Raw genomic sequence first — 23,688 nt, 5'->3', positions numbered from 1 at the left:
AGATCGGTCGAATGAGCGCCACCCTGACTGTGAAGAACCTCAGCGCCGGGCACGGCGACCGCGTGCTTTTCTCCGGCCTCGACCTGGTCGTCGCGCCGGGTGAGGTCACCGGGCTCGTAGGCGTCAACGGCGCGGGGAAATCCACCCTGCTGCGCCTGCTGGCCGGGCTCGACGACGGCGCGGGGGAGGGCGGGACCATCACCTTGAGCCCGCCGACCGCGACCGTCGGGTATCTGCCGCAGGTGATCGGAGCGACCCGCCGGACGGCGTCCGACGAGGGCGCCGGCGAGAGCGTGCGCGCGTTCCTCGGGCGGCGCACCGGCGTGACGAAGGCCCAAGAAGCGCTGGACGCGGCCACCGAGCTGCTGGTGGAGCAGGCGCCCGGCGCGGATGACGCGTATGCCGTCGCGCTGGACCGCTGGCTCAACCTCGGCGGCGCCGACCTCGAGGAGCGGGCCGAGAAGGTCGCCGGGACGCTCGGCCTGCGGGTGAGCCTGGACCAGCCGATGGCGACGCTCTCCGGCGGGCAGGGCGCGCGGGCGAACCTGGCCTCGCTGCTGCTCTCCCGCTACGACGTCTTCCTGCTCGACGAGCCCACCAACGACCTCGACCTGGCCGGCCTCGAACTGCTCGAGGACTTCGTGCGCAACCTGCGCGCCGGAGCCGTGCTGGTCAGCCACGACCGCGCGTTCCTCGACCGCACGGTGCACCGCGTGCTCGAACTCGACCTCGCGCAGCAGCAGGTCCGGCTCTACGGCGGCGGCTACGGCGCGTACCTGGAGGAGCGGGAGCGGGCCAGGCGGCAGGCGCGCGACGCCTACGAGCAGTACGCGGACACCCGGGCCGGGCTCGAGGCCAGGATGCGCACGCAGGTCGGCTGGGCGGACAAGGGCGTGCGCGAGGCGAAGTCGAAGGCCACCGACAACGACAAGCACATTCTGCACGCGCAGGTCGCGCGCTCGGAGAAGCTGGCCGGGAAGGTCAAGGCGACCGAGCGGATGCTCGAGCGGCTCGACGTGGTCGAGGAGCCGCGCAAGGAGTGGGAGCTGCGGATGGAGATCGCCGCGGCGCCGCGCTCCGGAGCGGTGGTGGCGACGCTGCGCGAGGCGGTGGTGCAGCGCGGCGAGTTCACGCTCGGGCCGGTCAGCCTGCAGATCGACTGGGCGGACCGGGTCGCGGTCACCGGGCCGAACGGCTCCGGCAAGTCCTCGCTGATCGGCGCCCTGCTGGGCCGGCACGAGCTCGCCTCCGGGCAGGCTTCGCTCGGCTCCGGCGTGGTCGTCGGCGAGGTGGATCAGGCCCGCAGCCTGTTCACCGACAACTCGCCGCTGCTCGAGGCCTTCGCCGGCCAGGTGTCCGACCTCACTCCGGCGGATGTCAGGACGCTGCTGGCCAAGTTCGGGCTCAAGGCGGAGCACGTGCTGCGTCCGGCGGCGAGCCTGTCCCCGGGCGAGCGCACCCGCGCGGCGCTCGCGCTGCTGCAGGCCCGAGGTGTCAACCTTCTGATCCTGGACGAGCCGACGAACCACCTCGACCTGGCCGCGATCGAGCAGCTCGAATCCGCGCTGGCGAACTATCCGGGCACGTTCCTGCTGGTCACGCACGACCGGCGGATGCTCGACGCGGTCACCGTGAACCGCCGCTTCGCGGTCGAGGACGGCCGGGTGACCGAGCTCGACCGGTGAGCCGCGCCGCTGTCAGCCCATTGCCACATCAGCCCACTGCGACGGCTCACAGGTAGAGGCGGAAGGAAGACAGCACCTCGATATGGTCGATGAGGTAGGCGCCGAGCGTCCAGTGCTCGGCGTCCAACTCACCGGTGGGCCGGTATACGTGGCGTTCGTGGCCTCGGCCGTGTCTTCAAACTGTCGAACCGTCCGGCGCCCCCGGCCGCGAGGACGCCTCGGCCACCCGGGTGAGCCCGCGGCCCGCGCCGTCACCAGGCGGCGGGCAGCGCGATCATCGAGTCGACGATCTCGCCGCCGCTGAACTCCAGCTCCTCCCGTTCGACCGTCATCCGCAGCGTCGGCAGCCGCCGCAGCAGGGCGCCGAGGCCGATGCTCAACTCGGCCTTGGCCAGGTGCGCGCCGAGGCAGTAGTGCGGTCCGCCGCCGAAGATCAGCGGCATCGGGGCCCGGCGGTCGAACCGGATCGTGTCAGGGTCTGGATACGCCTCGGGGTCGCGCATCGCGCCGTTGCTGGGGATCGCGATCGCCTGGCCGGCCTCGACCCGGCCGGAGGGCAGGTCCACGTCCGCGACGGCGAGGCGCAGCATCGTGCTGTTGCTCAGGCCGGTGTAGCGCAGCAGCTCGTCCACCGCGGCCGGCACCAGGCTCGGGTCCGCCAGCAGGTCGTTCCACAGCTTGCGACCGTCGTTGAGCAGCTCGGCCAGGAACCGGCTCAGTGCGGTCGAGGTGGTCTCGTTGCCGACCGCGATCAAGCCGGTCACCAGGCTCAGCAGCTCGTGCTCGGTCAGCCGGTCCGCGCCGTCGCGCGCCGCGATCAGGTCGTCGATCAGATCCTCGCCGGGCTCCGCCCGCTTCGCCGCGATCAGCTCGGCCACGTACCCGAGGAACGCGCCGACCTGGGCCATCGTCTCCTCCGGCGTCATCTGCGCGCCGGAGGAGAAGGCGTTGGACCAGACCCGGAAGCGCAGCGCGTCGCGCTCCGGCACGCCCAGCAGCCGGCAGATGATGCGCACCGGCAGAGCGAAGCAGTACTCGGATACCAGCTCGGCCGGCGGCCCGGCGGTGACCAGGGCGTCGATCAGCTCGTCGGCCACCTGCTCGATCACCGGCTTCCACCGCTCGACCCGGCGCGGGGTGAACGCCGAGGCGACGATGCGCCGGATCCGCAGGTGGTCCTCGCCGTCCTTGTTGAGCAGGATGTCAGGGTCCTGCAGGAAGCTCGGCTCCACCGTCATCCGCGGCGCGTCGGGCCCGGTCAGATCGTGCGAGAGCCGGGTGTCGGCCATCGCCGCGGCCACGTCCCGGTAGGTCAGCAGCAGGATCGCCGGATCCCCGCTCGGCAGCCGCACCTGCCCGAACGGGCAGGTCGCCCGGCGTTCGGCGAACTCGGCCGGCGGGGTGAGCGAGTCGCTGGGGAACGGGTAAGACGGCAGATCGGCCGTCCCGACGGTCTCAGTCATGCGCGCGACCTTTCGGCTCTTGCGTGTCAGGACCGTGCGTTCGGCACGGTGCTCTTGAAGCTCAAGGTAATCCGGTCGCGTCGCCGCGCAAGGACCGCGCGGCACCTGATCCCCGGCGGCTGGGGCCCGGCAGTGCCACAGCCGCCGGGAATTGTCAACATACGCATCTGCCGATAGTGTCTGCTCGCCTCCGGGATCCCGGAAGGCGACCACCCGGAAGCAAGGGAACGAAAGTGCCCATCACCAAGAGCGGCATGCGCAACAAGGTCATCGAGACTCTGAGTCAGGTCGCGCCTCCCGGTGAGCAGTTCGTCGCCTGCGTGCACGGTATGACCGGCCCCAGCCCGTGGCTCGACACCGTGATCGGCAGCATCGGCGCGACCATCATGCAGGCCTTCCGCAAGTACTACTTCGTCACGGTCACCAACACCAGCGTGGTGGTCAACCGGGCCGGTCGGATCGCGGCCAACCCCAAGGAGATCGTCGCCGTCGTGCCGCTGGCGAGCGGGGCGATCGAGAAGGTCCAGAAGGGCGCGGTCTGGGGCAAGCTCTACGTCCGCTTCCCGGGCGAGGCCAAGGCCACCAAGATCAACATAGGCCGGATCTGGAACAAGGACCTCGACGTGCTCGCCGGTGCCGCCGCGCCGTTCGCCCAGGTCCCGACCGAGGTCGCCGCGCAGCAGTAAGCCCTGCGGCGGTAGAACCAAGGCTTGAGACCGGGGTGATGCCGGGAGCTACCCACCGCTCCCGGCATCACGCCAGTGTTCTGTGTCCAGCGCACGGCGGTAACGTTCGGCCATGGCCGATGACGCGTTCCTGCCGCTGGTCTTCCTGGACGTCGACGGGCCGGTGCTTCCGTTCACACGCGACCTGGCCGGGCTCAGCGCGTCGCTCGGGCTTCGGCTCGCCGCGCTGCCGGGCCGGCTCGTCTGGGCCACCGCCTGGGAGGACGGCGCGAACGCCGAGATCGCGCCGCGGATCGGGCTGCCCGAGCTGCCGGTGGTGATCTGGCCGGAGCCCGCGCCGCACCACGAGCGCGAGGACACCTGGTTCGGCCTGCACTGGAAGACCCGGGCGCTGGTCGCGTGGGCGCAGGGACGGGACTTCGTCTGGATCGACGACGAGCTCACGGACGCCGATCGGGAGTGGGTGGCGCGGGTCCACCCTGGCAGAGCCCTGCTTCACCACGTCGCTGCGGACCGGGGCCTGGCCGACGAGGACTTCGCAGCCCTCGACGAATGGCTGCGAGGGTCGCGGTAGCCGGATTCGGTCAGCGTGCCGGCGGCGAGCCCGGCTCGTCGGGCCACTCCGACCACGCCGCCGGATCCGCGACCAGGTCGCGCCGCAGCGCCTCCGCGTACCGCCGGGTCTGGCGCCCCGCGCGCAGACCGGTCAGGACGGCCGTAGCCGTCAGCAGCGTGCGGGCCTTCGGCAGCCGGCGACGGGCCTGGCGCGGCACCGCCCGGAGCGCCGAGAGAGCGAGACCGGGCACGGCCGCGAAGGACGCGAGATTTCCGTCCGGACTGCGCGAGACCCACTGCTTGAAGTGCTCGGCGGTGCCCTCGCGCGGCACGCTCGGGCCGCCCAGGCCGTACGCGGTGCGCAGTTCGGCGGCCACCCGAGCCCGCAGCGCGCCCGCCGCGGCCGACTCCCCGGCCGCCGCCAGCGGCGCCGCGCCCGGGAACGGCAACAGGGCGCAGGAGGCGCCGGCCGCGCCCACGGCGGCGGTGGAGCGCGCCGCGTCGGACACGAGCCGCTTGGCGAGCTCGTCGGGCCCGAGGCCCGGGTAGGCGCGCCGCAGCTCGGCCACGCTCCTCGCGTGGCGATGGGGCAGGTAGGAGGCCGTCCGCGACTTGAGCCGGGCCTTGAGTACGGGGACATGTACGAGGTCCATGTCTTCCGGATTACCTGATGAACCGCTCTCATGCGAGCCGGGGGAGGGCGTGAACCGCGACGAATTCCGATCCGGTCGCCGATTATCGGGCGCGCGCATCGAATGGCCTGGTCAAAACCCTTCGCGCAGCTCCCGTGGGCCGGGCACCCTCGTCCGTGCGGCCGCCATAGTGGGCGTGCCCGTCCCTACGATGTCGGATGTCCGTCCGGCGCCCGCCCCGTCGCGGCGTGATGGCCCTCGCTTTCCGACCCCTTGGAGGAGCCCCACCGTGATGAGAGCGGTTCTCTACGCCTCAGTCATCGCCCTGATCTGCTCGCTCGGCGGAACCCCGATCGCGATCAAGGTGTTCACCCGCCGCGGCTTCGGCCAGCAGGTGCGGACCGACGGCGTCCAGGCTCACCTGGTCAAGCAGGGCCGGCCCACGATGGGCGGCATCGTGATCGTGCTGTCCACGCTGGTCGCCTACTTCCTCACCAAGGCGTTGACCTGGCAGCGGCCGACGGCCTCGGCCCTGCTGGTGCTGTTGCTGATGGCGGGCATGGGCATGGTCGGGTTCGTCGACGACTTCATCAAGATCCACCGACGCCGGTCCCTCGGCCTGCGCGCGAAGGCGAAGCTCGTCGGCCAGTGGGTGGTCACGATCGCGTTCGCGTTGCTGGCACTGCGTTTCCACAACTCCATGGGGCTGACCCCGGCCAGCGACCACGTGTCGTTCCTGCACGACATCGGCTGGCTCGGCCTGGGCCCGGTGCTGTTCGTGCTCTGGAGCTATGTGCTGACCGCAGGCTGGTCCAACGCAGTCAACATCACCGACGGCGAGGACGGCATGTGCACCGGCGCCTCCGTGATGGCGTTCGCCGCGTACCTGGTGATCGGGGTGTGGCAGTACGGGCAGAGCTGCGGCTCGGGTTCCGCAAAGGGCTGCTACGAGGTGCGCGATCCGCTGGACCTGGCCGTCGTCGCGGCGGCGGTGATGGGCTCGTGCTTCGGATTCCTCTGGTGGAACGCCATTCCGGCGAAGATCTTCATGGGCGACACCGGCTCGCTGGGCCTCGGCGGCGCCTTCGCGGGCCTGTCCATCTGCACGCACACGGAGCTGCTCGCCGTGATCATCGGAGGCCTGTTCGTGTTCGAACTGCTCTCGGTGGTGATCCAGGTGGGCTGGTTCAAGCTTCGGCGCAAGCGGGTGTTCCCGATGGCCCCGATCCACCACAGCTTCGAGCTGATCGGCTGGCAGGAGGCCAACATCACCATCAGGTTCTGGATCATCGCAGGGCTCTGCGTGACGCTCGGGCTCGGCGTGTTCTACGGCGGCTTCGCGGCGAACGGCTGACGGCGGCGGCAGCGGCAGCGGGCTGACGGCCCCCGGTCCCCCGGTCCCCCGGCCCGGCGGACAGGTCCGACGAATGGTCTAGACCGATTCTTTGCCCGGGTGCTCTTGACTGGTCTGGACCAATGTAGCTAACTGTGAGGCGATGACACCACTCACCCACCATTTTCAAGGAGTGGCCCGTGTCCCACCTCCATGAGGCGCTGCGCCTCAGATTCACCGCCGTGCTGGCCATGCTGGTCGGCGCCCTCGGTCTGTTCGTGCCGGTCGCCACGGCGCAGCCGGCCGCCGCCGAAGCGGCGTGCGCCGCGGCGTGGAGCGCGAGCGCCGTCTACACCGGCGGCATGACCGCCTCCTACAACGGCGACAACTGGTCCGCCAAGTGGTGGACCCAGGGCGACATCCCCGGCAACAACGGCCAGGCCGTCTGGGCCGACCAGGGCGCGTGCAGCGGCGGCAGCAGCGGCGGATCCGGTGGCGGCGGCACCGGTAGTTGCAGTTACCCGGCGTGGGTCGCCGGTCAGAACTACAACGTCGGTGACATCGTCACCTACACCGCGAACGGCCAGCTTTACATCGCCACGAACGCGAATCCGGGCTACGACCCGACGATCAGCACCTGGTACTGGTCGCCGTACACCTGCTCCGGTTCCGGCGGCGGCGGTGGAACGGGAGGCGGCACCAGCGGGTTCGTCGTGAGCGAGGCGCAGTTCGACCAGATGTTCCCGGGCCGCAACTCGTTCTACACCTACTCCGGCCTGGTCGCGGCGCTCAGCTCCTACCCGGCCTTCGCCACCACCGGCGGCACCACGGTCGAGAAGCAGGAGGCTGCGGCGTTCCTGGCCAACGTCGACCACGAGACCGGCGGACTGGTCTACATCAACGAGATCGACCAGTCCGGGGACTACTGCGCGTCCGAGTCCTACGGCTGCCCGGCCGGCACCTACGCCTACTACGGCCGCGGCCCGCTGCAGATCTCGTGGAACTTCAACTACTACGCGGCCGGGCAGGCGCTGGGTCAGGACCTGCTCGACAACCCCAACCTGGTCTCCACCAACGCGGCCGTCTCCTGGGGGACCGCGCTGTGGTACTGGTTCACCGGCACCGGAAACGGCTCGGTGACCTCCCACCAGGCGATGGTCGGCGGCTCCGGCTTCGGCGCCACCATCCGGGCCATCAACGACATCGAATGCAACGGCGGCAACTCCGCTGAGATGCAGGACCGGGTCAACGACTACGAGTCCTTCGCCTCCATCCTCGGTGTCAGCCCCGGCGGCAACCTCACCTGCTGAGGCGGGGACTGTCCGGAAGCGACAGGCCGGTCGTCCCGCGGCGCGAGCCGCCGGACGACCGGTCGGCCCCGTTCCACGGATCAGGGCAGGTCGGGCAGCAGGGCTTCCCACGCCCGCAACCGAGGATCGGTCGGCTCCGCGCGCGCGGCACGCAGCGCCGACAGGGTCGGGGTGAGCATGTTCTTCACGCCGCGCAGACGGCGGATCGCCGCGATCTCGAGGTCGCGCCACCGCGGAGTCTGCTCCACGGCCTGGTCCAGCCCGAGCGGCACCTCGCGCAGGAACAGCGCCTCGATCCGCCGCGGATCGAGCAGCGCGGACTCTGCGCTGGGGTCGAGCACCTGCAGGAGCACGGCCGAGAGGTTCAGCCTCCGCACGACGGTGTCCTCGTGCGAGACACCGCCGGCGTGCTCCGCCGCTGAAAGCACCGCCGTGTACGTGCCGAGCGCCGCGATGACGCCCTTGCCGTCCAGCTGAGCGAGCTCGCCGGAGATCCGCGACGCCAGGACTTGGACGAGTCCGCGCCACTGACGGCGGGGCACCTCATCGGGCGCCTCGGCGACTGCCGTCGCCGCTTCGAGGAAATCGGGAAGCGCGAGCGATGAAAGCTGATTGAGGTCCGGCATCCGACGCAGTATACGAACTCTGCGTGCGGCGTGCGACGGTGTCGCACCGAGGCGGTAGGGTCCGGCTACCATCACCCGGACTTCGGGAGTACACCGTGGGCTTCAACGGCGACGTCGTCGTCTACCGCAGTCCGCACGCGCTGGCGGACCTTGACGCTTCGGTCGGCACCAGCGGGCATCCGGTCTTCGGCGAGTGGACGGGAAACGACGGCTGGCGCGTCGTGCACGTGAGCCACGACGACGACCCCGGCGAGTACGACCGGGAGTGGCTGACGGACATCGCCGAGGCCACCGGACATCCCGTGCTCGTGTGCAACGTCTTCGAGAGCGACGTGGCGCGGCTGCGGGGGGTGGCGGGCGCGCTCTTCGTGGACGGGTGGCTCGATCCGGATGCCGCGACGCATTCCCTTGCGGGCTGCTGGTTTCAGAAGCTCGCCGACGAGGTGAATGAGGACCCGTACTACGTCGGTGGCGACTTCGGCAGCGAGCAGTTCTATGACACACTCGCCGCGGAGGTCCGCGGGGCACTGGATCGGGCTCGGCCGGACGTGGTCGAGGCCGTGGTCGCCTGGGCGCGGGCGGCCGGCTACGACGTCGCCACGGAAGACGTGGATCAGCACTTGCAGCGGAAGAGAGAGCCGTACGTCGAGGATCTCTTCTTCGAACTGCTGCAGCTGATCGGGTTGATGCCGTAACCGGGACCGGAGCGTCTCGCCCCCTGAGCTACGAAGCGCTGTGCGCGAAGCCGGTGATGAGGCAGTCGACCGCAAAGGCGAAGCGCTCGGCGTCGTCGGTGCCGCGGCCGGTGGCGGCTGCCTCGACCATCAGCGGGTAGCGGGCGGGGTCCAGCGCGGAGAGCCACTCGGCGCCGCCGGCCTCGGCCTGCCGGGTCACCTGCGTCTCGGCCGCCACGTGGCCGACCACGAGGAGAACCAGGGTATTGATCATGTGCAGCGCGCGGCCTAGGTCGAATCCGGCGTGCGTCAGCATACGTAGATACACTTCCACGCGGTCGAGCGTTTCCGGGGTGACGGCCGGCCGCGAGGTGGCCAGCGGCAGGATCCCGGGGTGGCGCAGCAGGCCTTGGCGCAGGCCGTGGGCGAACTCGCGCAGGCCCTGCTGCCAGGAGGAGGCGTCGGCGTCGGCGCTGAGGGCGGGGGTGGCCAGGGTGAAGCTGCGTTCGAGCATGCCGTCGAGCAGGGCGTCCTTGGTGGGGACGTAGTGGTAGAGCGTCATCGCCTCGACGCCGAGTTCGGCGCCGAGCGCGCGCATCGTCAGTGCACTGAGCCCTCTGCGGTCCACGTAGTCGAGGGCGTGGTCGAGGACGGCTTGGCGGGTCAGGCCGGCCCGTTGGCCCGGGCCGCGCGGACGATCGGTTGACATTCTTACATCGTAAGGGCATGCTTGCGGTGTCGGAAACTTACAGCGTAAGAAAAAACGGGAGGGCTCCTCATGACCGCCACCGCCACGGCGCCCGCGCTGGCCGCGAACAAGCAGGTCGTCGTCGATTTCGCGAACGCTCTGAACGGCGGGCCGGACGCGGACTGGGACCGCTTCCTGGCGCCGGACGTGGTCGACCACAACAAGATCATCTTCGGTGAGCAGGACGCGCCGGGCGCGGCGATCGAGGGCTTCCGCCGGCAGCTGGAGGCCTTCAGCATCAGCGACGAGGGCGACGGCTTCCGGGTCGAGCAGCTGATCGCCGAGGGCGACGAGGTGACCGCCCGGATCCGGGTGGCCGGCGTGCACGACGGCTACCACCCGCGGATGCCCGAGCCCACCGGCCGGCGCTGCGACATCGAGCAGATCTGGATCTTCACCGTGCGCGACGGCCGGATCAGCGAGATCCGCGCGGTCAGCGACCGGCTGGGCATGTTCCTGCAGCTGGGCTGGGACTGGCCGGCCACCGACTGACGCCGGATCCGGAGCCCTGGCGACCCGGGTCGCCAGGGCTCCGGACCGTTCGGGCGCCCCCAAGGAGCTCAGAGGTCGTTCGGGGAGGATTCACCGGGCGAAACGGCTCTGGGTTCGAAGGCTGCAGGTCATCTCTGCCCGGGAGCGGCAGATCCTCCCCGGACGACCTCTCAGTGCTCTACCATCGGGCGTCATGTCGACTCGCGCGGACCATTACATCGTCTGCGGTTCCAACACCCTCGCGCACCGCTTGGTCGTCGAGCTGACCGAGCAGTACGACGTGCCGGTGGTCGCCATCGTGGCGAGCCGCGACCACGACCACGCGCCCGAGATCGGCAAGATCCTCGGGGCGGACGGCGTCGTGCCGGCCGCCACCGTCACCGAGGAGGCGCTGGCCGCCGCGGGCGCGGACGCCGCCCGCGGCATCGTCCTGGTCGGCGGGGACGACCAGAGCAACATCCACACCGCGCTGCGGGTGCAGGCCCTGAACCCGGGCATCCGCATCGTGCTGCGGATCTACAACCAGCGCCTCGGCGCCCACGTCGAGCGGCTGCTGAAGAACTGCTCCGCGCTCTCCCGGTCCGCCACCGCGGCGCCCGCCTTCGTCAACGCCGCGCTGCGCCGGCCGAACTCGGTCCGGGTCGGCGACCAGGCGGTCAGCGTCGAGATCAGCGCCGACCGGGAGCGCGAGGACTTCCTGTGCACCGTCGCCGACCGGATCGACCGGCAGGATCTGGCCCGGATGCGGATGCTGCCGGACGCGCCCGGCCCGGCCGCGATCTGGATCGGCCGGACCGAGCGGCAGCAGGTGGTCGATCCGGGCAGCCGGGCCGTACTGCGCTTCGTGGACGAGGAGCCCAAGCCGGTCGTCTCGCGCGGCGCCCGCACGGTCTGGCGGCTGGTCGACGTGGTGCGCTTCTTCACCGGCGTCCAGCTGCGGATGGTGCTGCTCGGCGCGGTCCTCGCGGTCATCTGCTCGTTCGTCCTGATCTGGGCGCTGGCCCGCCCGTTCGCCTGGGCGGTGTACCAGGCGCTGCTCGACTTGACCGGCTCCGCGGTGCCGGACGTCTACGGCCAGCTCGGGTCGGCCGGCGTCGGCGGAGCCTGGCAGCGGGTCGCCCAGGTGGCCATCACGCTCAGCGGCGTCCCGCTGATGGCCGTCGTCACCGCCGTCCTGGTCGAGAACGCCGCGTCTCGGCGCCGTTCGGCCCCGCGCCCGCCGAGCCGCGGCGTGCGCGGCCACGTGGTCGTGATCGGCCTCGGCAACGTCGGCACCCGTGTCGCGGCCCTGATACAGCAGCTGGGCATCCCGGTGGTCTGCATAGAGAGCGACGTCAGCGTGCGCGGCATCCTGGCGGTGCGGGCGCTCGACATCCCGGTACTCACCGGCGAAGCGCCGCTCGAGCACCAACTGCGCCAGGCGCGCGTGCACCGCAGCCGCGCGGTCATCGCGCTGACCGGTGACGACGCGGCCAACCTGGAGGCGTGCCTGGAGGCGCGGGCCATCGCGCCGGACGTGCGCATCGTCCTGCGACTGTTCGACGACGACTTCGCCGCGCACCTGTACCAGTCCTTTGACAACGCGGCCTCGCGCTCAGTCTCCTACCTCGCGGCGCCCGCGTTCGCCGCCGCGCTGATGGGCCGCGAAGTGCTCGGCACCCTCTCGGTGCACCGGCACGTCGTGCTCATCGCCGAGTTCGTGGCGGAAGAGGGCTCGGAGCTGGTCGGCCGGACGCTGCGCGACATCGAGGAGCCCGGCGAGATCCGGGTGATCGCAGTACGCTCACCCACCGCTCGCGACTACCTCTGGCGCCCGGACCACGGTCGGCACATCGGCGCCGGTGACAGGTACGTTCTCGTCACCACCCGCGCCGGGCTCGGCCGGCACACCAGTCGCGTCGCCCCGCCGCGCTGACACTCATCAGTGCTCTGCCATGACCACGGCCGCGCGAAGCAGGTCGGCCGCTCGTACCACCGCGTGGTCGGGCAGGCTGCCGTAGCCGATCACCAGAGCGCGGCCGACGTCCGCGCCGCTGCTGTGGAAGAAGTCCAGCGGCGAGAGCATCAGCCCTCGATCGGCCGCCGCCCGCACCAGCCGGGCGCTCCAATCCGGACCGCGCGGCCCAGGCAGCCGGATCACCAGGTGCAGGCCGGCGTCGGCGCCGCTGACCTCCGCCTGCGGCAACGCGGTCCGAATCGCCGCGATCAGCGCGGCCCGGCGGTCCCGATACCGGCGTCGCAGGGCCCGTAGGTGCCGATCGTAGCCGCCGGACTCGATGAACGAGGCCAAGGCCAGCTGGTCCACGACCGGCGGCGGCGTGGTCGGCGAGCGCCCGGCCAGCACCCTCGGCAGCCAGGCGGGCGGCAGCACCGCCCAACCCAGGCCGAGCCCGGGCGACAGGGTCTTGCTGACCGAGCCGAGCAGGGCCACCCGGGCCGGGGCGATGCCCTGCAGCACCCCGACCGGCTCCCGGTCATAGCGGAACTCGGCGTCGTAGTCGTCCTCGAGCACCAGGCCGTCCGCCGCCTCCGCCCACCGCAGCAGCGCGGCCCGCCGTTGCGGCGCGAGCACCGAGCCGGTGGGGAACTGGTGCGCCGGAGTCACCGCCACCGCCCGCAGCCGCGCGTACGGGTGTGAGCCGTCGCGCGCGTTCGCGAGCAGATCCGCCCGGATGCCGTGCTCGTCCACCGGAACGGGTACGCACGCGACCCCGGCCGCCCCCGCCGCCTGACGCACCTGCGCCCAGCAGGGTTCTTCGACGCCGATCTCCCGGATGCCTCTCTCGCGCAGCGCGACGCAGATCTGGCTGACCGCGTCCGCGATTCCGCGGCAGACCAACACATCTGGGCCGAGTGCCGCGGCGCCGCGGACCCGGCCGAGGTAGTCGGCCAGCACGGCGCGCAGGCGCGGATGGCCCCCGCGCGGGCGGGCGCCCAGATCGGCGTCGGCGGCCTCGGTCAGCGCCCGGTGCACCGCGGCTCCCCAGGCCCGCCGTGGAAAGGAGCGCAGATCCGGCTGCCCCGGCGTCAGGTCGAGCAGGGCGGTGGGCCGGACGCCGGTTCCCACCGGTACGGCCGGCGTCGGCGCAGCCGGGGTGTCCAGCACGCGCACCCGGGTCGCCGAGCCGGTCCGCGCCTCCAGATAGCCCTCGGCGATCAGCTGCCCGTACGCCTCCGTCACGACCCAGCGCGAACAGCCCAGATCCGCGGCCAGCTGCCGGCTCGGCGGCAAGGGCGAGCCCGGTGGCAGCCGCTGCTCCCGCACCGCCTCCCGCAACGCGTGGGCCAGCCGCCGATGCCGGCTCCCGGGGCCGCCCCCGCCCGCGATCTCCAGCCAGAACCCGCCGTCCGACGACTCCACCGCGATGCCCGCCCCTGTCCGTGATCGGTCTGGTTTTCCCGCGCGGTATTGGCCTGCTGAACCAGACCATTGACACGCTACCGTTTTCCGCGGAGCCCAGACCATCGGAAGGTAGATCAATGCTTTACCAAGACATCGGGCCGGAGGCGGCCGGCCTCCGGGTGAGCCGGCTGTGCCTCGGCACCATGTACTTCGGCACGTCCGTCGACGAGGCGACGGCCTTCGCCATCCTGGACCGGTTCCTCGACGCCGGCGGCAGCTTCGTCGACACGGCCGACTGCTACAACCAGTGGGTCGGCGCCAAGGACGGCGGAGAGAGCGAGGAGCTGATCGGCCGTTGGCTGCGCTCGCGCAAGGCGGCCGACCGCGTGACCGTCGCCACCAAGATCGGCTGCCGCACCACCGTGATCGGCCGGCCCGTCCCGGAGAACTTCGAGGGATTGTCCGCCGCGGTGGTGCGCAAGGCGGCTCTCGACTCGCTGCGGCGCCTCGACCTCGAGCAGGTAGGACTGCTCTACGCCCACTACGACGACCGGTCGACGCCGCTGGAGGAGACGGTGGGGGCATTCGCCGGCCTGGTGGAGGAGGGCGCCGCCGCCGTACTGGGCTGCAGCAATTCGGCCACCTGGCGGATCGAGCGGGCCCGGCGGATCGCCGCGGATCACGGTCTGCCGGGCTATAGCTGCGTCCAGCAGGCAGGCAGCTACCTGTGGCCCCATCCCGCTCCGGCACAGCTGCACGTGGTGACGGACGAGCTGATCGACTATGCGTCCGAGCACACTGATATGAGTATCCTGGCTTATTCGCCGCTGTTGGCCGGCTCGTACCTGCACCGGGACCGCCCGCTGCCCGGCAGCTTCGGCCACGCGGCTTCGCGCGAGCGCCTCCGCGTGCTCGACGAGGTGGCCGCCGAGCTGGGCGCCCCGGCGGGTCAGGTCGTGCTCGCCTGGCTGATGGGCGGCGCCCTTCCGATCATCCCGGTCTTCGGCGTGACTTCGGTCGAGCAGCTCGAGGATGTCCTGGGCGCGGCCGAACTGACCATCCCGGAAGAGCTGCGCGCACGACTCGATGCGGGCGGCTCCTGCTAGGTGGTGGAGACGACCGCGCTGATCAGGCCTCTCTCACCAGCGACAGGTAAGAGGCGTGCCGGTCGAACATCTCCAGCTCCCGGGCTGCCGCGAGGTCGGTCCAAGCGACGTCGGAGACCTCTGCTTCGGCGGGCGTGAGCACGGCGTCGGCCAGGTGGTCCTCGTCTCCGTTGACCAGCACGACCGTGTTCTCGGTCCACGCGTGCAGCGTGGTGATCGCGTTGGGGGAGCGCAGAGCGAGGGCTATCTCGGTGCGGGGCGCGGGCAGGACGAGGCCGGTCTCCTCGGCCAGTTCGCGCAGCGCAGCGTCCTGCACGGAGGCGTCTTCGCGGTCGACGAATCCGCCGGGCAGCGCCCACTTGCCGACGTCGCGCCGACGCACGAGCAGGATCTGGGTGCCGCTGCGGGCGCGGCGGGTGACGAGCGCGTCCACCGTCGCGTTCGGGCCCCAGCGCCAGAAGAAGCCGAGACCGGTGGGCAGGCCGATGCCCGGATGCGCGAGCAGGCCGCGCCAGTCCGGGTGGACGGGGCGTCCGTGCTGGTCGACGAGCAGGCCGGACGCTCGCCAGCGGGCGGTGAGCGCCGGGTCGACGATGGGCTCGCCGTCGAAGTCGGGCAGCTCGGGGTCGCTCATCGCGGCCGGCGCGTCGCGGCGGTTGCGGTGGCCGGTGACGTGCCAGGGGCCCGGCGGGACCCACAGGGTCGTCTCGTCGAAGCGCACCTCGGGGTGGGAGAGGAACAGCCGCGTGGAGGGGTAGCCGTCGGCGATGATGAGCGATGCTGCGTACCGATCGAGCTCTTCCGAGCCGAGCAGGACGTCACGCCTGGTGCCTACGTCCACGAGGCCCCCTTGTTCTCCGGGTGAATATGAGCTGCCGTCACCTGAAAGCGTCTCACACGCCCCCGACAGCGCCACCGCCCCTGATGTGCACGCCGCCGTCGGACGTCTTGGTGACCGAGAGGTCGTCGAAGTCCGTGACGTGCAGTGTCGGTCCGTGGGCGGCCGCCCGCTCGCCGATGCCGACCACACGCATGCCGGCGGCCTTCGCGGCGGCGATGCCGGCGCCGGAGTCTTCGAACGCGAGACAGTCGGCCGGATCCACGCCGAGCTCGGCGGCGGCCTTGAGGAAGCCGTCGGGGGCCGGCTTGCCCGCGCTGACCAGCTCGGCCGTGATCAGGACGGATGGCAGCGGGAGCCCGGCGGCGCCCATCCGGGCGCGGGCTAGCGGGTCGCTGGCCGAGGTCACGAGCGCGTGCGGGACGCCGGCGAGCGCGGCGAGGAGCCCGGCGGCGCCGGGGACCGGGATCACCCCTTCGAGGTCTGCGGTCTCCCCGGCGACCAGCTCGCGCGAGTCGGCCAGGTGCTGCGCCAGTGGCCGGTCCGGCAGGAGTTCGGCCATTGTGTCGTGCGACTGCCGTCCGTGCGAGATCCGGTAGGCGTAGCCGCCGTCGAGTCCGTGGCGGTCGGCCCAGCGGTGCCAGGCGCGTGCGACGGCGGCGTCGGAGTTCACCAGCGTCCCGTCCATGTCGAGCAGGATGGCGCGGGCGGCCGACAACGGCATCTGTCCTCCGCGAGTTCGTGGGGGCCACGTGTGCGTGATTTGTATTGCAATTGTACAAACGCGGCGGAGGGCGGCGGAACGCGGGGCCTGCGGCGCGGGCGGCGCGGGCGTCAGGCTTCTCCCAGCCGGTCGCGCAGGGCGCGCGCCCGGGCCGGACAGTTCGTGATCACCACCTCGACCCGGGGATCGCTCAGGAACTTCGCGATCAGCTCGTCCCGGTCCACCGTCCACAGCATCGTGCCGATGCCGTGGGCCGCGCACCGGCGCAGCACTCCGGCGTGGACGAGCCGGTAGTTCAGCGCGGCCCAGTGCGCCCCGCAGGCGCGCAGCCGCCGGATCGGGAACACGTCGCCCAGCCGCGCCGCGACGCGCCGGTCCGGACGCAGGCCCTGCAGATCCCCGCCGAGCGCGAGCGCGGTGCGGACCTCCGGGAACTCGCGGCGGATCCGGGCGATCGAGGCGTCCTCGAGCGTCGTGACCACGAACGCGTCCGGGCCGAAGGCGTCGAGCGCGAGCTTGACCGCCGGAGCCTCGTACCCGGCGCCCTTCAGGTCGAGGTGGCACGCGGCCTTGCCGGCGAGCACCCCCATCGCCTCCGCCGCCAGCGGCACGGCATAGCCCAGCAGTTCACACATCCGGCCGTATCCGAGGTCGGCGACGGCGCGGCCGTCCGGGCCGCAGAGCTCGTCGTGGTAGTCCACGAGCACGCCGTCACGGGTCTGGCGGATGTCGATCTCGACGTAGTCCGCGCCGCTCTCGGCGGCGGCCCGGTACGACTCGTGCGGCTTCGCGGAGCCGTCGGCCGCGTCGTGGCCGGATCCGCCGCGGTGCGCCGAGATCGCCGCTCGAGACATGGCCCGAACATAACAGCCCGCATGCTCCGTTCGGCCGTCCGCCGCGCCTTCTCCAGGGTGAACGTCCGTGATCCGCGGCCGCGTCTCGGCTTGGATGTCGCTCAGCCCGGGCCCGCCGATGAATGGAGAAGACGGCTCATGCGAAAGGGTCCGCTGGCCCGCCGGTATCCGGCGGTCGCGACGATGGTCGTCCTCGCGCTGGTGCCCTACCTGGCGCTCTCGGCGGCCCTGAACGCGGTCTCCCCGATCATCGCCGCCCAGCTGCGGATGAGCGAACAGACCATCAGCCTGGCCGCGGGCCTCGCCAACGCCGGCTACGCGGTGGGCACGATCCTGGCGGTGCAGCTCGCGCAGCACCAGCCGCAGCGCCGGATGCTGCTGGTGTACGGCAGCCTGCTGGTGATCGGCTCGGTGCTGGCCGCCGCGGCGACCGGCCCGGCGATGTTCATCGTGGGGCACGTGCTGCAGGGCCTGTGCACCAGCCTGCTGCTGATCGCGGCCGTGCCGCCGCTGATCCTGGGGTACTCGCTGGAGCGGATGCGCGAGACGGCGATGATCCTGAACGTGTGCATCTTCGGCGCGGTCGCGCTGGGTCCGGTGATCGGCGGGATCCAGGCCTCGGCGCACGGCTGGCGGCCGCTGTTCTGGATCATCGCGGGCATCGCCGTCGCCGCACTGGCCCTCTCGATCCTGACCTTCGAGGACGATCCCCCCGCCAACCCGGACGCGCCGCGCGATCCGATCGCGCTCAGCCTGGCCTTCTGCGGGTGCGTCGCAGCGTTCTACGGCGCGTCGGAGCTGCTCACGCACTCCTTCCGCAACCCCCTGGTGTGGGTTCCGCTGATCGGCGGACTACTGCTGATCGTGGGGCTCGTCGTGCACGAATACGTCGGCGCCAACCCCCTGCTGTGCGTGCGCGGCCTGGTCAGCACCTTCCCGATCGCCGGCATCACGGCCGCCGTGTGCGCGGCGGCGGCTTCGGTGTCGGCGATCTCGCTGACCGCGGCCGTGCTGACCGGCCGGTTCACGCCGCTGCACCTGGGCCTGCTCTACCTGCCCGAGTTCGGCGCGGCGTTGCTCACCGCGGTCATCTTCGGGATCGTCTTCAAGACGCGGCTGCTGCATTACTACGCCCTGGCCGGATTGCTGATGCTGGCCATCGGGATCCTGGTGGTGAACGCCGCGGCGCCGCCCACGGCCGTCCTGGTGGCGGTGGGGTCGGGGCTGATCGGCTTCGGAGTGGGCGCGTCGGTCGTGCCGGCGCTGTTCATCGCCGGATTCTCGTTGCGCTCGAACAACGTGCAGCGCGTGTTCGCGCTCATCGAGCTGATCCGGGCGGTCGCCGCGTTCATGGTGGCGCCGATCCTGCTCCGGGTGGCGCAGGTGGCCGAGTCGAATCCGATCGCGGGCACGCGCACGGCGCTGTGGATCTGCTTCGGGATCTCGTGCGCGGGCGTGGTGATCGCCGTCTGCCTGTACGTGCTCGGCGGCGTGCGGCCGCCGCGGCCGGCGCTCGAGCGGTGGCGGGCAGGCGCGGAGCCCGGCTGGGAGTCTCCGCCGCTGCTCGCGACTGTCCGCGCCCGCTAGGATGTTTAGCTCAAGGCCTTCTCGACGGTATCGGCTCTGAGCTGGGTTTTTACTAGACCGCTGGACAATCGAAGGGGTCCGCGACTATACAGACATCCTATGTATACGACGGTTTCCGGTATGCCGATGCTGTGGTTCACCGCTCCCGCCCGTGCGTGGGAGGAGTCCTTTCCCGTCGGCAACGGCCGCCTGGGCGCGATGGTGCGCGGTGGCCGGCCGGCCGAGCGGATCGCCTTGAACGAGGACACGTTCTGGTCCGGTCCGGGCGAGCGCGCGCTGCCCCAGGTGCCGCACGGACTGCTCGCCGAGGTAAGGGCCCTGATCGAAGCGGGACGGCACGCCGAGGCGGGCGAGGCGCTGCGGGCGACGCAGGGTGCTGACGCCGAGGCCTTTCAGCCGGTCGGCCATCTGGAGATCGAGCACCTCGAGGACGCGCCGCCGGATGTCTATCGGCGCTCGCTCGACCTGCGTGAGGGTGTGGCCGCCACGCAGTGGGAGTCCGCCGGACTGCTCGTGCGGCAGGAAGTGCTGGCGAGCGCGGTGGACCAGGTCATCGCCGTCCGCCTGGAGACGGGACATCCGCAGGGCCTGCATCTGCGGATCGGTCTCGGCTCACCGCAACCGCGCAGCGCTTGCCGCGTCGACGACGACGGCCGACTCTCGCTGCTGCTCGCGGCTCCCCGCCACGTCGTGCCGTGGCCGCGGACCGACGGGGTGATCAGCTCGGACGACGAGGTGCGTTCCGTGCGCGCGGCGGCGATGGCGCGGATCCTGGTCGAGCCTTCGCAGGAGTCGTCTTCCGCAGAGTCCTGCGTAGTGGCGGGCGAGAGCTCCATCGAAGTGCGCGACGCCGTGGCCGTGACGATCTTCGTGGCGATACGCACCGGCTTCACCCGCTGGGACGCGCTGCCGACCGACGACGCCGAGGCGTGCCTGCGCAACGCTCTGCTGGAGGTGAACGCCGCCGCGGACATGGGTTGGGAGGCGGTCCGTGCCCGGCACGTGTCGGAACATCGAGAGCTGATGGATCGGGTCACGCTCCGGCTGGAGACCGGCCAGGCGGCGCCGGATGTCCCGATCGACGAGCGGCTGGCCCGACGGGCCGCCGGCGAGTCCGACGAGGACCTGGCGGCCGCGGCCTTCGCCTTCGGGAGATACCTGCTCGCCGCGAGTTCCCGGCCGGGCACCCAGGCGGCGACGCTTCAAGGCATCTGGAACGAGCAGATCGCGCCGCCGTGGAACAGCCAGTACACCACCAACATCAATGTGCAGATGAACTACTGGCCCGCCGAGGTGGCCGCGCTCCCAGAGTGCCACGACCCGCTGCTGGGCTTGGTGGCCGACCTGGCCGAGGCGGGACGGGAGACTGCTCGGCAGCTCTATGGCGCCCGAGGCTGGACGTGCCACCACAACACCGACCTGTGGCGGATCACGGTGCCGGTCGGCGCCGGCGCCGGCGATCCGAAGTGGGCGCAGTGGCCGATGGCCGGGGCGTGGCTGTCCCTGCACCTGGCCGAACGGTGGCGCTTCGGCCGCGATCTCGACCACCTCGAACGCCAGGCGCTGCCGATCGCCGTGGACGCGGCGCGTTTCGTGCTGGATCTGCTCGTCCCGAACGAGGACGGCGACCTGGTCGTCTCGCCGTCGACGAGCCCTGAGAACTGCTTCGTCACGGAGCACGGCGTGGCCGGCGTGGACCGCGGCACCTCCTCCGACAGAACTCTGGCACGAGAGCTGTTCGGCTTCGTCCTCGAGGCTGCGGCGGCCCTGACTGCAGCGGGCCGGGCTCCGGCGGCCGAGGATCAGGCCGCGATCGGCGAGGTGCGAGACGCGTTCGAACGCCTGGCGCCGCTGTGCATCGGCAGCCGCGGCCAGGTGCTGGAGTGGTCCGGCGAGTGGGAGGAGACCGAACCACACCACCGCCACGTCTCCCACCTGATCGGCCTGTACCCCGGGAGCCTGCTGGCCACCGACCCGCGCCTGCGAGAGGCCGCACGCACGACACTGCACGAGCGCGGGGACGAAGGCACCGGCTGGTCGATCGTCTGGAAGATCGCACTGTGGGCCAGGCTGCGCGACGGCGCCGCCGCACACCGCCTGCTCGGGCACTACCTCCGTCCGGTCACCCCCAACGCTGACGGTGGCTGGGAGACCGCGGGCGGCGTCTACACCTCCCTGCTCTGCGCGCATCCGCCCTTCCAGATCGACGGCAACCTCGGCGTGACCGCCGCGATCGCGGAACTTCTGTTGCAGAGCCACGAGATCGACGACGATGGCACGCCGATCCTCGACCTGCTGCCCGCGCTGCCCCCGGCGTGGACCGCGGGGACGGTCACGGGTCTGCGGGCCCGCGGCGGGGTGACGCTCGAACACCTGTCCTGGCGCGACGGCCACGTCGAGTCAGCAGCGTTGCACGCGGCGCAGAACACGACCGTCGTCATCCGTTATCAGGGGACGAACGGCCAGTCGACGACTCGTAGCGTGTCGATCAAAGCCGACCAGACTGAGTACGTAGTCTGATGCTGATCTGACCGACCGCGCGAGCGAGCAGGTAGCAGCCGGCAGCGCCCACCCCGACGTAGAAGCCGATCGGCCAGTTCGTCTGATACGACAGCGCGATCGCTGCCCAGACCGTGACCAGTGCGAGCAGGACGCTCAGCAGCATCGCGGGCACGGGCTGCTTCGTCAGGATCCTGGCAGCGGCCGGCGGCCCGACCATGAGGCTGAACATCAGCAGCGCGCCGACCACCGGAACACTCGCGGTGGTGGCCAGGGCCACGACAGCGAGGAAGAGCAGGTCCATACGTCCGCTGCGGATGCCGCGCGCCGCTGCGGTCTCCGGCAGCGCGCTGGAAAGCAGCAGCGGCCGGTAGAGCAATGCGATCGAGGCGAGGCAGAGCACGCATAGCAGGGTCGTGAGGCCGACCTTCTGCGTGCTGATGCCGAGCACCTCGCCGAACAGCAGCGAGTAGACGGCTGGGGCGTATTCGTTGCTCCAGCTCAGAAACAAGGCGCCGAGCCCGAGCATCAGGGCGATGGTCAGGGCGGTGACGGCATCGTGGCGGCCACGCCGGGAGAGCAGGCCGATGCCGAGCGCACCGGCGAGTGAGAACGCGCCGAGCCCGAGCAGCGTGTCCCAACCGAGCAGGCTGGCTCCGGCCGCGCCGGCGAATGCGGCGTTGGGCACGGCGTGCGCGGCGAACGCGGCACCGCGCATCACGACGAAGAACCCGACGACGCCCGCGACCACGGCGACCAAGCTCGCGGTGATCCAGGTATCGGTCATGAAGGGGGCGAACACGATCAGGCCTCCGCGACCGTGGCGGCCGAGACCGTGCCCGTACCGACCGAGCGACGCTCGCGCAGCCGCGCGGTCGGGCCGCTGGCCAGGTACCCGAGGAAGATCAGGGCCATGATGAAGAAGCTGACCGGCCACCCGTCGCTTCCGGCCGGCGGCCAGTGGTAGCTGTCGTACGCCAGCAGCACGCCGAGCCACGTCGCGACGAGGCCGAGGGCCGCCGCCAGTGCCATCGCCGTGGCCGGGCGCCGGGTCAGGCGCAGCGCGGTCGCGGCAGGGCCGATCAACAGCGCTGGGCTGAGGATCGTGCCGACGGTCAGAGCCGAGAGCGAGACGGCGATGCCCATGGTGGCCAGGAAGGTCAGGCCGAGCAGGCGGACGTGCACGCCGCGGGCTGCGGCGAGGTCGTTGTCCACGGAGCTGAGCAGCAACGGCCGGTAGAGCAAGCCGAGCGTGGCAAGACCGAGTACGCCGAGGACGACCGTGGCGGGCAGAGTGTCGCCGGTGACCGTGAACAGCGAGCCGAAAAGGATCGTGACGGCCGCGCCGGTGGTCGAGGTCCGGGTCGCGTCGAGATAGAGGAAGAGGGCTGACAAGCCGAGTACGCCGCCGAGCACGATGCCGGTGGACACGTCGCGGGATCGCTTGCGCTCGGCGCCGAACAGGTCCATCAGCCCGGCCACGACCATGCCCACCCCGGCGATGCCGAGCAACGGGCTGGTCCCGGTGAGATAGGCGCCGGATCCGCCGAGCGTGCCGAGGTCGCTCAGCGCGTGGCCGGCGAAGGACTGGCTGCGCAGCACCGTGAACACGCCGACCGCGCCGGAGACCAGCGCCACCACCGCGCCGGTGACCAACGCGTCGCGGACCGGCCCGCTGCCGAAGAACCCGGGCTCGAATATGGCGGACAGCAGGGAGCTCATCGGGCGCTCACCCGCATCGGGCCCAGCGCCGGACTGCCCGTGGAGCCGGCGACGACCAGGATCCGGCCGTCGACCCGCAGAACCCTGACGGGGTGGCGGTAGAGCTCGGTGAGCACGTCGCTGCGCACGACCTCGTCGATACCGCCGGCCGCGGCCCGGCCGCCGGCCACGTAGATCACCCGGTCCATGACCGGAAGCAGCGGGTTCATGTCATGCGCGGTCAGCAGCACCGCGACCCGCTGCTCCCGGGCCACTCGGGCGGTGAGCTCGACGATCTCCTGGCCCGAGCGCAGGTCCAGGTTGGCCAGCGGCTCGTCCATCAGCAGCAGCTTCGGTCCGCCGATCAGGGCGTGCGCGATCAGCACCCGCTGCTGCTCCCCGCCGGACAGCGTGCCGACCCGCTCGTCGGCGAAGCCGGCCGCCCCGACGGCTTCCAGCATCTGCCCGACCTGCTCGTAGCGCCGGCGCGAGGGGAGCCGGGGCCCGAGCCGGTGCCCGTCGAGGCCGAGCGCGACCAGGTCGCGTGCGCGCAGTGGCGCGTCCGGCTCGATCTGCACCTTCTGCGGCACGTAGCCGATCGCGCGCCCGTGCCGGGCCGGCGGACGGCCGTCGATCAGCACGCTGCCCTCGTCGGGGCGGCGCAGCCCCATGACGATCCGCAGGATCGTGGTCTTGCCCGCGCCGTTCGAGCCGATCAGGCCGGTGAACTCGCCGGGCGCGAGCCCGAAGGCGACGCGGTCGAGGATCTGCCGGCCGCCGAGCCGGATGCTCACGTCCTGCAGGGTCAGGATCTCGGGCGGGTCAGTCATGG

The 23,688-nt window shown here is 71.4% G+C and carries 22 protein-coding genes; 11 read left to right on the top strand and 11 right to left on the bottom strand.

Features of this window, described 5'->3' with window-relative positions:
• Nucleotides 1-11: 11 nt before the first annotated feature.
• Nucleotides 12-1,685 carry an ABC-F family ATP-binding cassette domain-containing protein gene (locus tag ACTRO_RS12580; protein ID WP_034263317.1) on the top strand — a complete coding sequence of 558 codons (1,674 nt, stop codon included), beginning with the start codon at nucleotides 12-14 and terminating at the stop codon, nucleotides 1,683-1,685.
• 251 nt (nucleotides 1,686-1,936) lie between these two features.
• Here ACTRO_RS12580 and ACTRO_RS12575 read toward each other — a convergent pair whose 3' ends face one another.
• On the bottom strand, nucleotides 1,937-3,148 hold the full coding sequence (locus ACTRO_RS12575; RefSeq protein WP_051450740.1) for a cytochrome P450: 1,212 nt from the start codon (nucleotides 3,146-3,148) through the stop codon (nucleotides 1,937-1,939).
• Between the two features lie 233 nt (nucleotides 3,149-3,381).
• Between ACTRO_RS12575 and ACTRO_RS12570 the strand changes: the two genes are divergently transcribed.
• Nucleotides 3,382-3,834 (top strand): hypothetical protein, encoded by a 453-nt coding sequence (locus tag ACTRO_RS12570; protein WP_034263315.1) that lies wholly within the window; start codon nucleotides 3,382-3,384, stop codon nucleotides 3,832-3,834.
• Nucleotides 3,835-3,946: 112 nt separating this feature from the next.
• Nucleotides 3,947-4,408: an HAD domain-containing protein gene (locus tag ACTRO_RS12565; RefSeq protein WP_034263313.1), complete on the top strand. Its 462-nt coding sequence runs from the start codon at nucleotides 3,947-3,949 to the stop codon at nucleotides 4,406-4,408.
• Nucleotides 4,409-4,418: 10 nt separating this feature from the next.
• Here the strand turns inward: ACTRO_RS12565 and ACTRO_RS43250 are convergent, their stop codons facing one another.
• Nucleotides 4,419-5,042 (bottom strand): hypothetical protein, encoded by a 624-nt coding sequence (locus tag ACTRO_RS43250; protein ID WP_051450739.1) that lies wholly within the window; start codon nucleotides 5,040-5,042, stop codon nucleotides 4,419-4,421.
• Nucleotides 5,043-5,313: 271 nt separating this feature from the next.
• On the opposite strand from ACTRO_RS43250, the gene mraY reads away from it, so the two are divergent.
• Together mraY and ACTRO_RS12550 are read left to right on the top strand one after the other, a co-directional pair.
• A complete protein-coding gene (gene mraY / locus ACTRO_RS12555) occupies nucleotides 5,314-6,375 on the top strand; it encodes a phospho-N-acetylmuramoyl-pentapeptide-transferase (RefSeq protein WP_034263312.1) in 1,062 nt (353 codons plus the stop codon).
• Nucleotides 6,376-6,605: 230 nt separating this feature from the next.
• Nucleotides 6,606-7,664, top strand: coding sequence for a glycoside hydrolase family 19 protein (locus ACTRO_RS12550; RefSeq protein WP_034274558.1), 1,059 nt, complete (start codon nucleotides 6,606-6,608; stop codon nucleotides 7,662-7,664).
• 80 nt (nucleotides 7,665-7,744) lie between these two features.
• Here the strand turns inward: ACTRO_RS12550 and ACTRO_RS12545 are convergent, their stop codons facing one another.
• Complete coding sequence (locus ACTRO_RS12545) at nucleotides 7,745-8,290, bottom strand: hypothetical protein (RefSeq protein WP_034263311.1); 546 nt, start codon at nucleotides 8,288-8,290, stop codon at nucleotides 7,745-7,747.
• Between the two features lie 95 nt (nucleotides 8,291-8,385).
• Between ACTRO_RS12545 and ACTRO_RS12540 the strand changes: the two genes are divergently transcribed.
• On the top strand, nucleotides 8,386-8,985 hold the full coding sequence (locus ACTRO_RS12540) for a hypothetical protein (protein WP_034263310.1): 600 nt from the start codon (nucleotides 8,386-8,388) through the stop codon (nucleotides 8,983-8,985).
• 28 nt (nucleotides 8,986-9,013) lie between these two features.
• Here ACTRO_RS12540 and ACTRO_RS12535 read toward each other — a convergent pair whose 3' ends face one another.
• Complete coding sequence (locus ACTRO_RS12535; RefSeq protein ID WP_034263309.1) at nucleotides 9,014-9,673, bottom strand: TetR/AcrR family transcriptional regulator C-terminal domain-containing protein; 660 nt, start codon at nucleotides 9,671-9,673, stop codon at nucleotides 9,014-9,016.
• A gap of 69 nt (nucleotides 9,674-9,742) precedes the next feature.
• On the opposite strand from ACTRO_RS12535, the gene ACTRO_RS12530 reads away from it, so the two are divergent.
• A complete protein-coding gene (locus tag ACTRO_RS12530; protein ID WP_034263307.1) occupies nucleotides 9,743-10,204 on the top strand; it encodes an ester cyclase in 462 nt (153 codons plus the stop codon).
• Nucleotides 10,205-10,397: 193 nt separating this feature from the next.
• Nucleotides 10,398-12,119: an NAD-binding protein gene (locus ACTRO_RS12525; protein ID WP_034263305.1), complete on the top strand. Its 1,722-nt coding sequence runs from the start codon at nucleotides 10,398-10,400 to the stop codon at nucleotides 12,117-12,119.
• Between the two features lie 6 nt (nucleotides 12,120-12,125).
• On the opposite strand, the gene pdxR is transcribed toward ACTRO_RS12525, so the two are convergent.
• The gene (gene pdxR / locus ACTRO_RS12520; protein ID WP_211244213.1) at nucleotides 12,126-13,565 is read right to left on the bottom strand and encodes a MocR-like pyridoxine biosynthesis transcription factor PdxR; all 1,440 of its coding nucleotides are present in this window, start codon (nucleotides 13,563-13,565) and stop codon (nucleotides 12,126-12,128) included.
• A gap of 119 nt (nucleotides 13,566-13,684) precedes the next feature.
• Between pdxR and ACTRO_RS12515 the strand changes: the two genes are divergently transcribed.
• A complete protein-coding gene (locus ACTRO_RS12515; RefSeq protein ID WP_034263304.1) occupies nucleotides 13,685-14,653 on the top strand; it encodes an aldo/keto reductase in 969 nt (322 codons plus the stop codon).
• A 22-nt stretch (nucleotides 14,654-14,675) separates the two neighbouring features.
• Here ACTRO_RS12515 and ACTRO_RS50320 read toward each other — a convergent pair whose 3' ends face one another.
• The 3 genes from ACTRO_RS50320 to ACTRO_RS12500 all read right to left on the bottom strand — a co-directional run bounded on the left by ACTRO_RS50320 (nucleotide 14,676) and on the right by ACTRO_RS12500 (nucleotide 17,069).
• Nucleotides 14,676-15,494: an NUDIX hydrolase gene (locus tag ACTRO_RS50320; protein ID WP_051450738.1), complete on the bottom strand. Its 819-nt coding sequence runs from the start codon at nucleotides 15,492-15,494 to the stop codon at nucleotides 14,676-14,678.
• 52 nt (nucleotides 15,495-15,546) lie between these two features.
• Nucleotides 15,547-16,215, bottom strand: a complete 669-nt coding sequence (locus ACTRO_RS12505) for an HAD-IA family hydrolase (protein ID WP_034263302.1) — start codon at nucleotides 16,213-16,215, stop codon at nucleotides 15,547-15,549.
• Nucleotides 16,216-16,325: 110 nt separating this feature from the next.
• Nucleotides 16,326-17,069 (bottom strand): glycerophosphodiester phosphodiesterase, encoded by a 744-nt coding sequence (locus ACTRO_RS12500; RefSeq protein WP_034263301.1) that lies wholly within the window; start codon nucleotides 17,067-17,069, stop codon nucleotides 16,326-16,328.
• Nucleotides 17,070-17,207: 138 nt separating this feature from the next.
• Here ACTRO_RS12500 and ACTRO_RS12495 point away from each other — a divergent pair, with 138 nt between their 5' ends.
• Both ACTRO_RS12495 and ACTRO_RS12490 read left to right on the top strand, forming a co-directional pair.
• Nucleotides 17,208-18,656 (top strand): MFS transporter, encoded by a 1,449-nt coding sequence (locus ACTRO_RS12495; protein WP_051450737.1) that lies wholly within the window; start codon nucleotides 17,208-17,210, stop codon nucleotides 18,654-18,656.
• A 99-nt stretch (nucleotides 18,657-18,755) separates the two neighbouring features.
• Nucleotides 18,756-21,176, top strand: a complete 2,421-nt coding sequence (locus ACTRO_RS12490; protein WP_084316212.1) for a glycoside hydrolase family 95 protein — start codon at nucleotides 18,756-18,758, stop codon at nucleotides 21,174-21,176.
• On the opposite strand, the gene ACTRO_RS12485 is transcribed toward ACTRO_RS12490, so the two are convergent.
• Genes ACTRO_RS12485 through ACTRO_RS12475 form a run of 3 tightly spaced genes read right to left on the bottom strand, consistent with a single transcriptional unit; the run spans nucleotide 21,145 to nucleotide 23,686 of the window.
• Nucleotides 21,145-21,942 (bottom strand): metal ABC transporter permease, encoded by a 798-nt coding sequence (locus tag ACTRO_RS12485; protein WP_211244212.1) that lies wholly within the window; start codon nucleotides 21,940-21,942, stop codon nucleotides 21,145-21,147. The genes ACTRO_RS12490 and ACTRO_RS12485 overlap by 32 nt on opposite strands.
• Before the next feature lie 17 nt (nucleotides 21,943-21,959).
• Entirely contained in the window at nucleotides 21,960-22,877 is a 918-nt protein-coding gene (locus ACTRO_RS12480; protein ID WP_034263298.1) for a metal ABC transporter permease, read from the bottom strand.
• Nucleotides 22,874-23,686, bottom strand: a complete 813-nt coding sequence (locus ACTRO_RS12475; protein ID WP_034263297.1) for a metal ABC transporter ATP-binding protein — start codon at nucleotides 23,684-23,686, stop codon at nucleotides 22,874-22,876. Before ACTRO_RS12475 ends, ACTRO_RS12480 begins: the two co-directional genes overlap by 4 nt.
• Nucleotides 23,687-23,688 lie beyond the last annotated feature (2 nt).

Origin of the sequence: Actinospica robiniae DSM 44927 (genome assembly GCF_000504285.1) — a bacterium.
Lineage (GTDB): Bacteria > Actinomycetota > Actinomycetes > Streptomycetales > Catenulisporaceae > Actinospica > Actinospica robiniae.
The sequence above is the reverse complement of the archived record's forward strand: the minus strand, read 5'-3'. Positions and strand labels throughout refer to the sequence as shown.

Bases quoted from the DNA above. Each gene is read 5' to 3' on its own strand.
- ACTRO_RS12580 (WP_034263317.1), top strand. From the start codon at position 12: ATGAGCGCCACCCTGACTGTGAAGAACCTCAGCGCCGGGCACGGCGAC.
- ACTRO_RS12575 (WP_051450740.1), bottom strand. From the start codon at position 3,148: ATGACTGAGACCGTCGGGACGGCCGATCTGCCGTCTTACCCGTTCCCC.
- ACTRO_RS12565 (WP_034263313.1), top strand. From the start codon at position 3,947: ATGGCCGATGACGCGTTCCTGCCGCTGGTCTTCCTGGACGTCGACGGG.
- ACTRO_RS43250 (WP_051450739.1), bottom strand. From the start codon at position 5,042: ATGGACCTCGTACATGTCCCCGTACTCAAGGCCCGGCTCAAGTCGCGG.
- mraY (WP_034263312.1), top strand. From the start codon at position 5,314: ATGAGAGCGGTTCTCTACGCCTCAGTCATCGCCCTGATCTGCTCGCTC.
- ACTRO_RS12550 (WP_034274558.1), top strand. From the start codon at position 6,606: ATGCTGGTCGGCGCCCTCGGTCTGTTCGTGCCGGTCGCCACGGCGCAG.
- ACTRO_RS12545 (WP_034263311.1), bottom strand. From the start codon at position 8,290: ATGCCGGACCTCAATCAGCTTTCATCGCTCGCGCTTCCCGATTTCCTC.
- ACTRO_RS12535 (WP_034263309.1), bottom strand. From the start codon at position 9,673: ATGTCAACCGATCGTCCGCGCGGCCCGGGCCAACGGGCCGGCCTGACC.
- ACTRO_RS12530 (WP_034263307.1), top strand. From the start codon at position 9,743: ATGACCGCCACCGCCACGGCGCCCGCGCTGGCCGCGAACAAGCAGGTC.
- ACTRO_RS12525 (WP_034263305.1), top strand. From the start codon at position 10,398: ATGTCGACTCGCGCGGACCATTACATCGTCTGCGGTTCCAACACCCTC.
- ACTRO_RS12515 (WP_034263304.1), top strand. From the start codon at position 13,685: ATGCTTTACCAAGACATCGGGCCGGAGGCGGCCGGCCTCCGGGTGAGC.
- ACTRO_RS12505 (WP_034263302.1), bottom strand. From the start codon at position 16,215: ATGCCGTTGTCGGCCGCCCGCGCCATCCTGCTCGACATGGACGGGACG.
- ACTRO_RS12500 (WP_034263301.1), bottom strand. From the start codon at position 17,069: ATGTCTCGAGCGGCGATCTCGGCGCACCGCGGCGGATCCGGCCACGAC.
- ACTRO_RS12495 (WP_051450737.1), top strand. From the start codon at position 17,208: ATGCGAAAGGGTCCGCTGGCCCGCCGGTATCCGGCGGTCGCGACGATG.
- ACTRO_RS12490 (WP_084316212.1), top strand. From the start codon at position 18,756: ATGTATACGACGGTTTCCGGTATGCCGATGCTGTGGTTCACCGCTCCC.
- ACTRO_RS12485 (WP_211244212.1), bottom strand. From the start codon at position 21,942: ATGACCGATACCTGGATCACCGCGAGCTTGGTCGCCGTGGTCGCGGGC.
- ACTRO_RS12480 (WP_034263298.1), bottom strand. From the start codon at position 22,877: ATGAGCTCCCTGCTGTCCGCCATATTCGAGCCCGGGTTCTTCGGCAGC.
- ACTRO_RS12475 (WP_034263297.1), bottom strand. From the start codon at position 23,686: ATGACTGACCCGCCCGAGATCCTGACCCTGCAGGACGTGAGCATCCGG.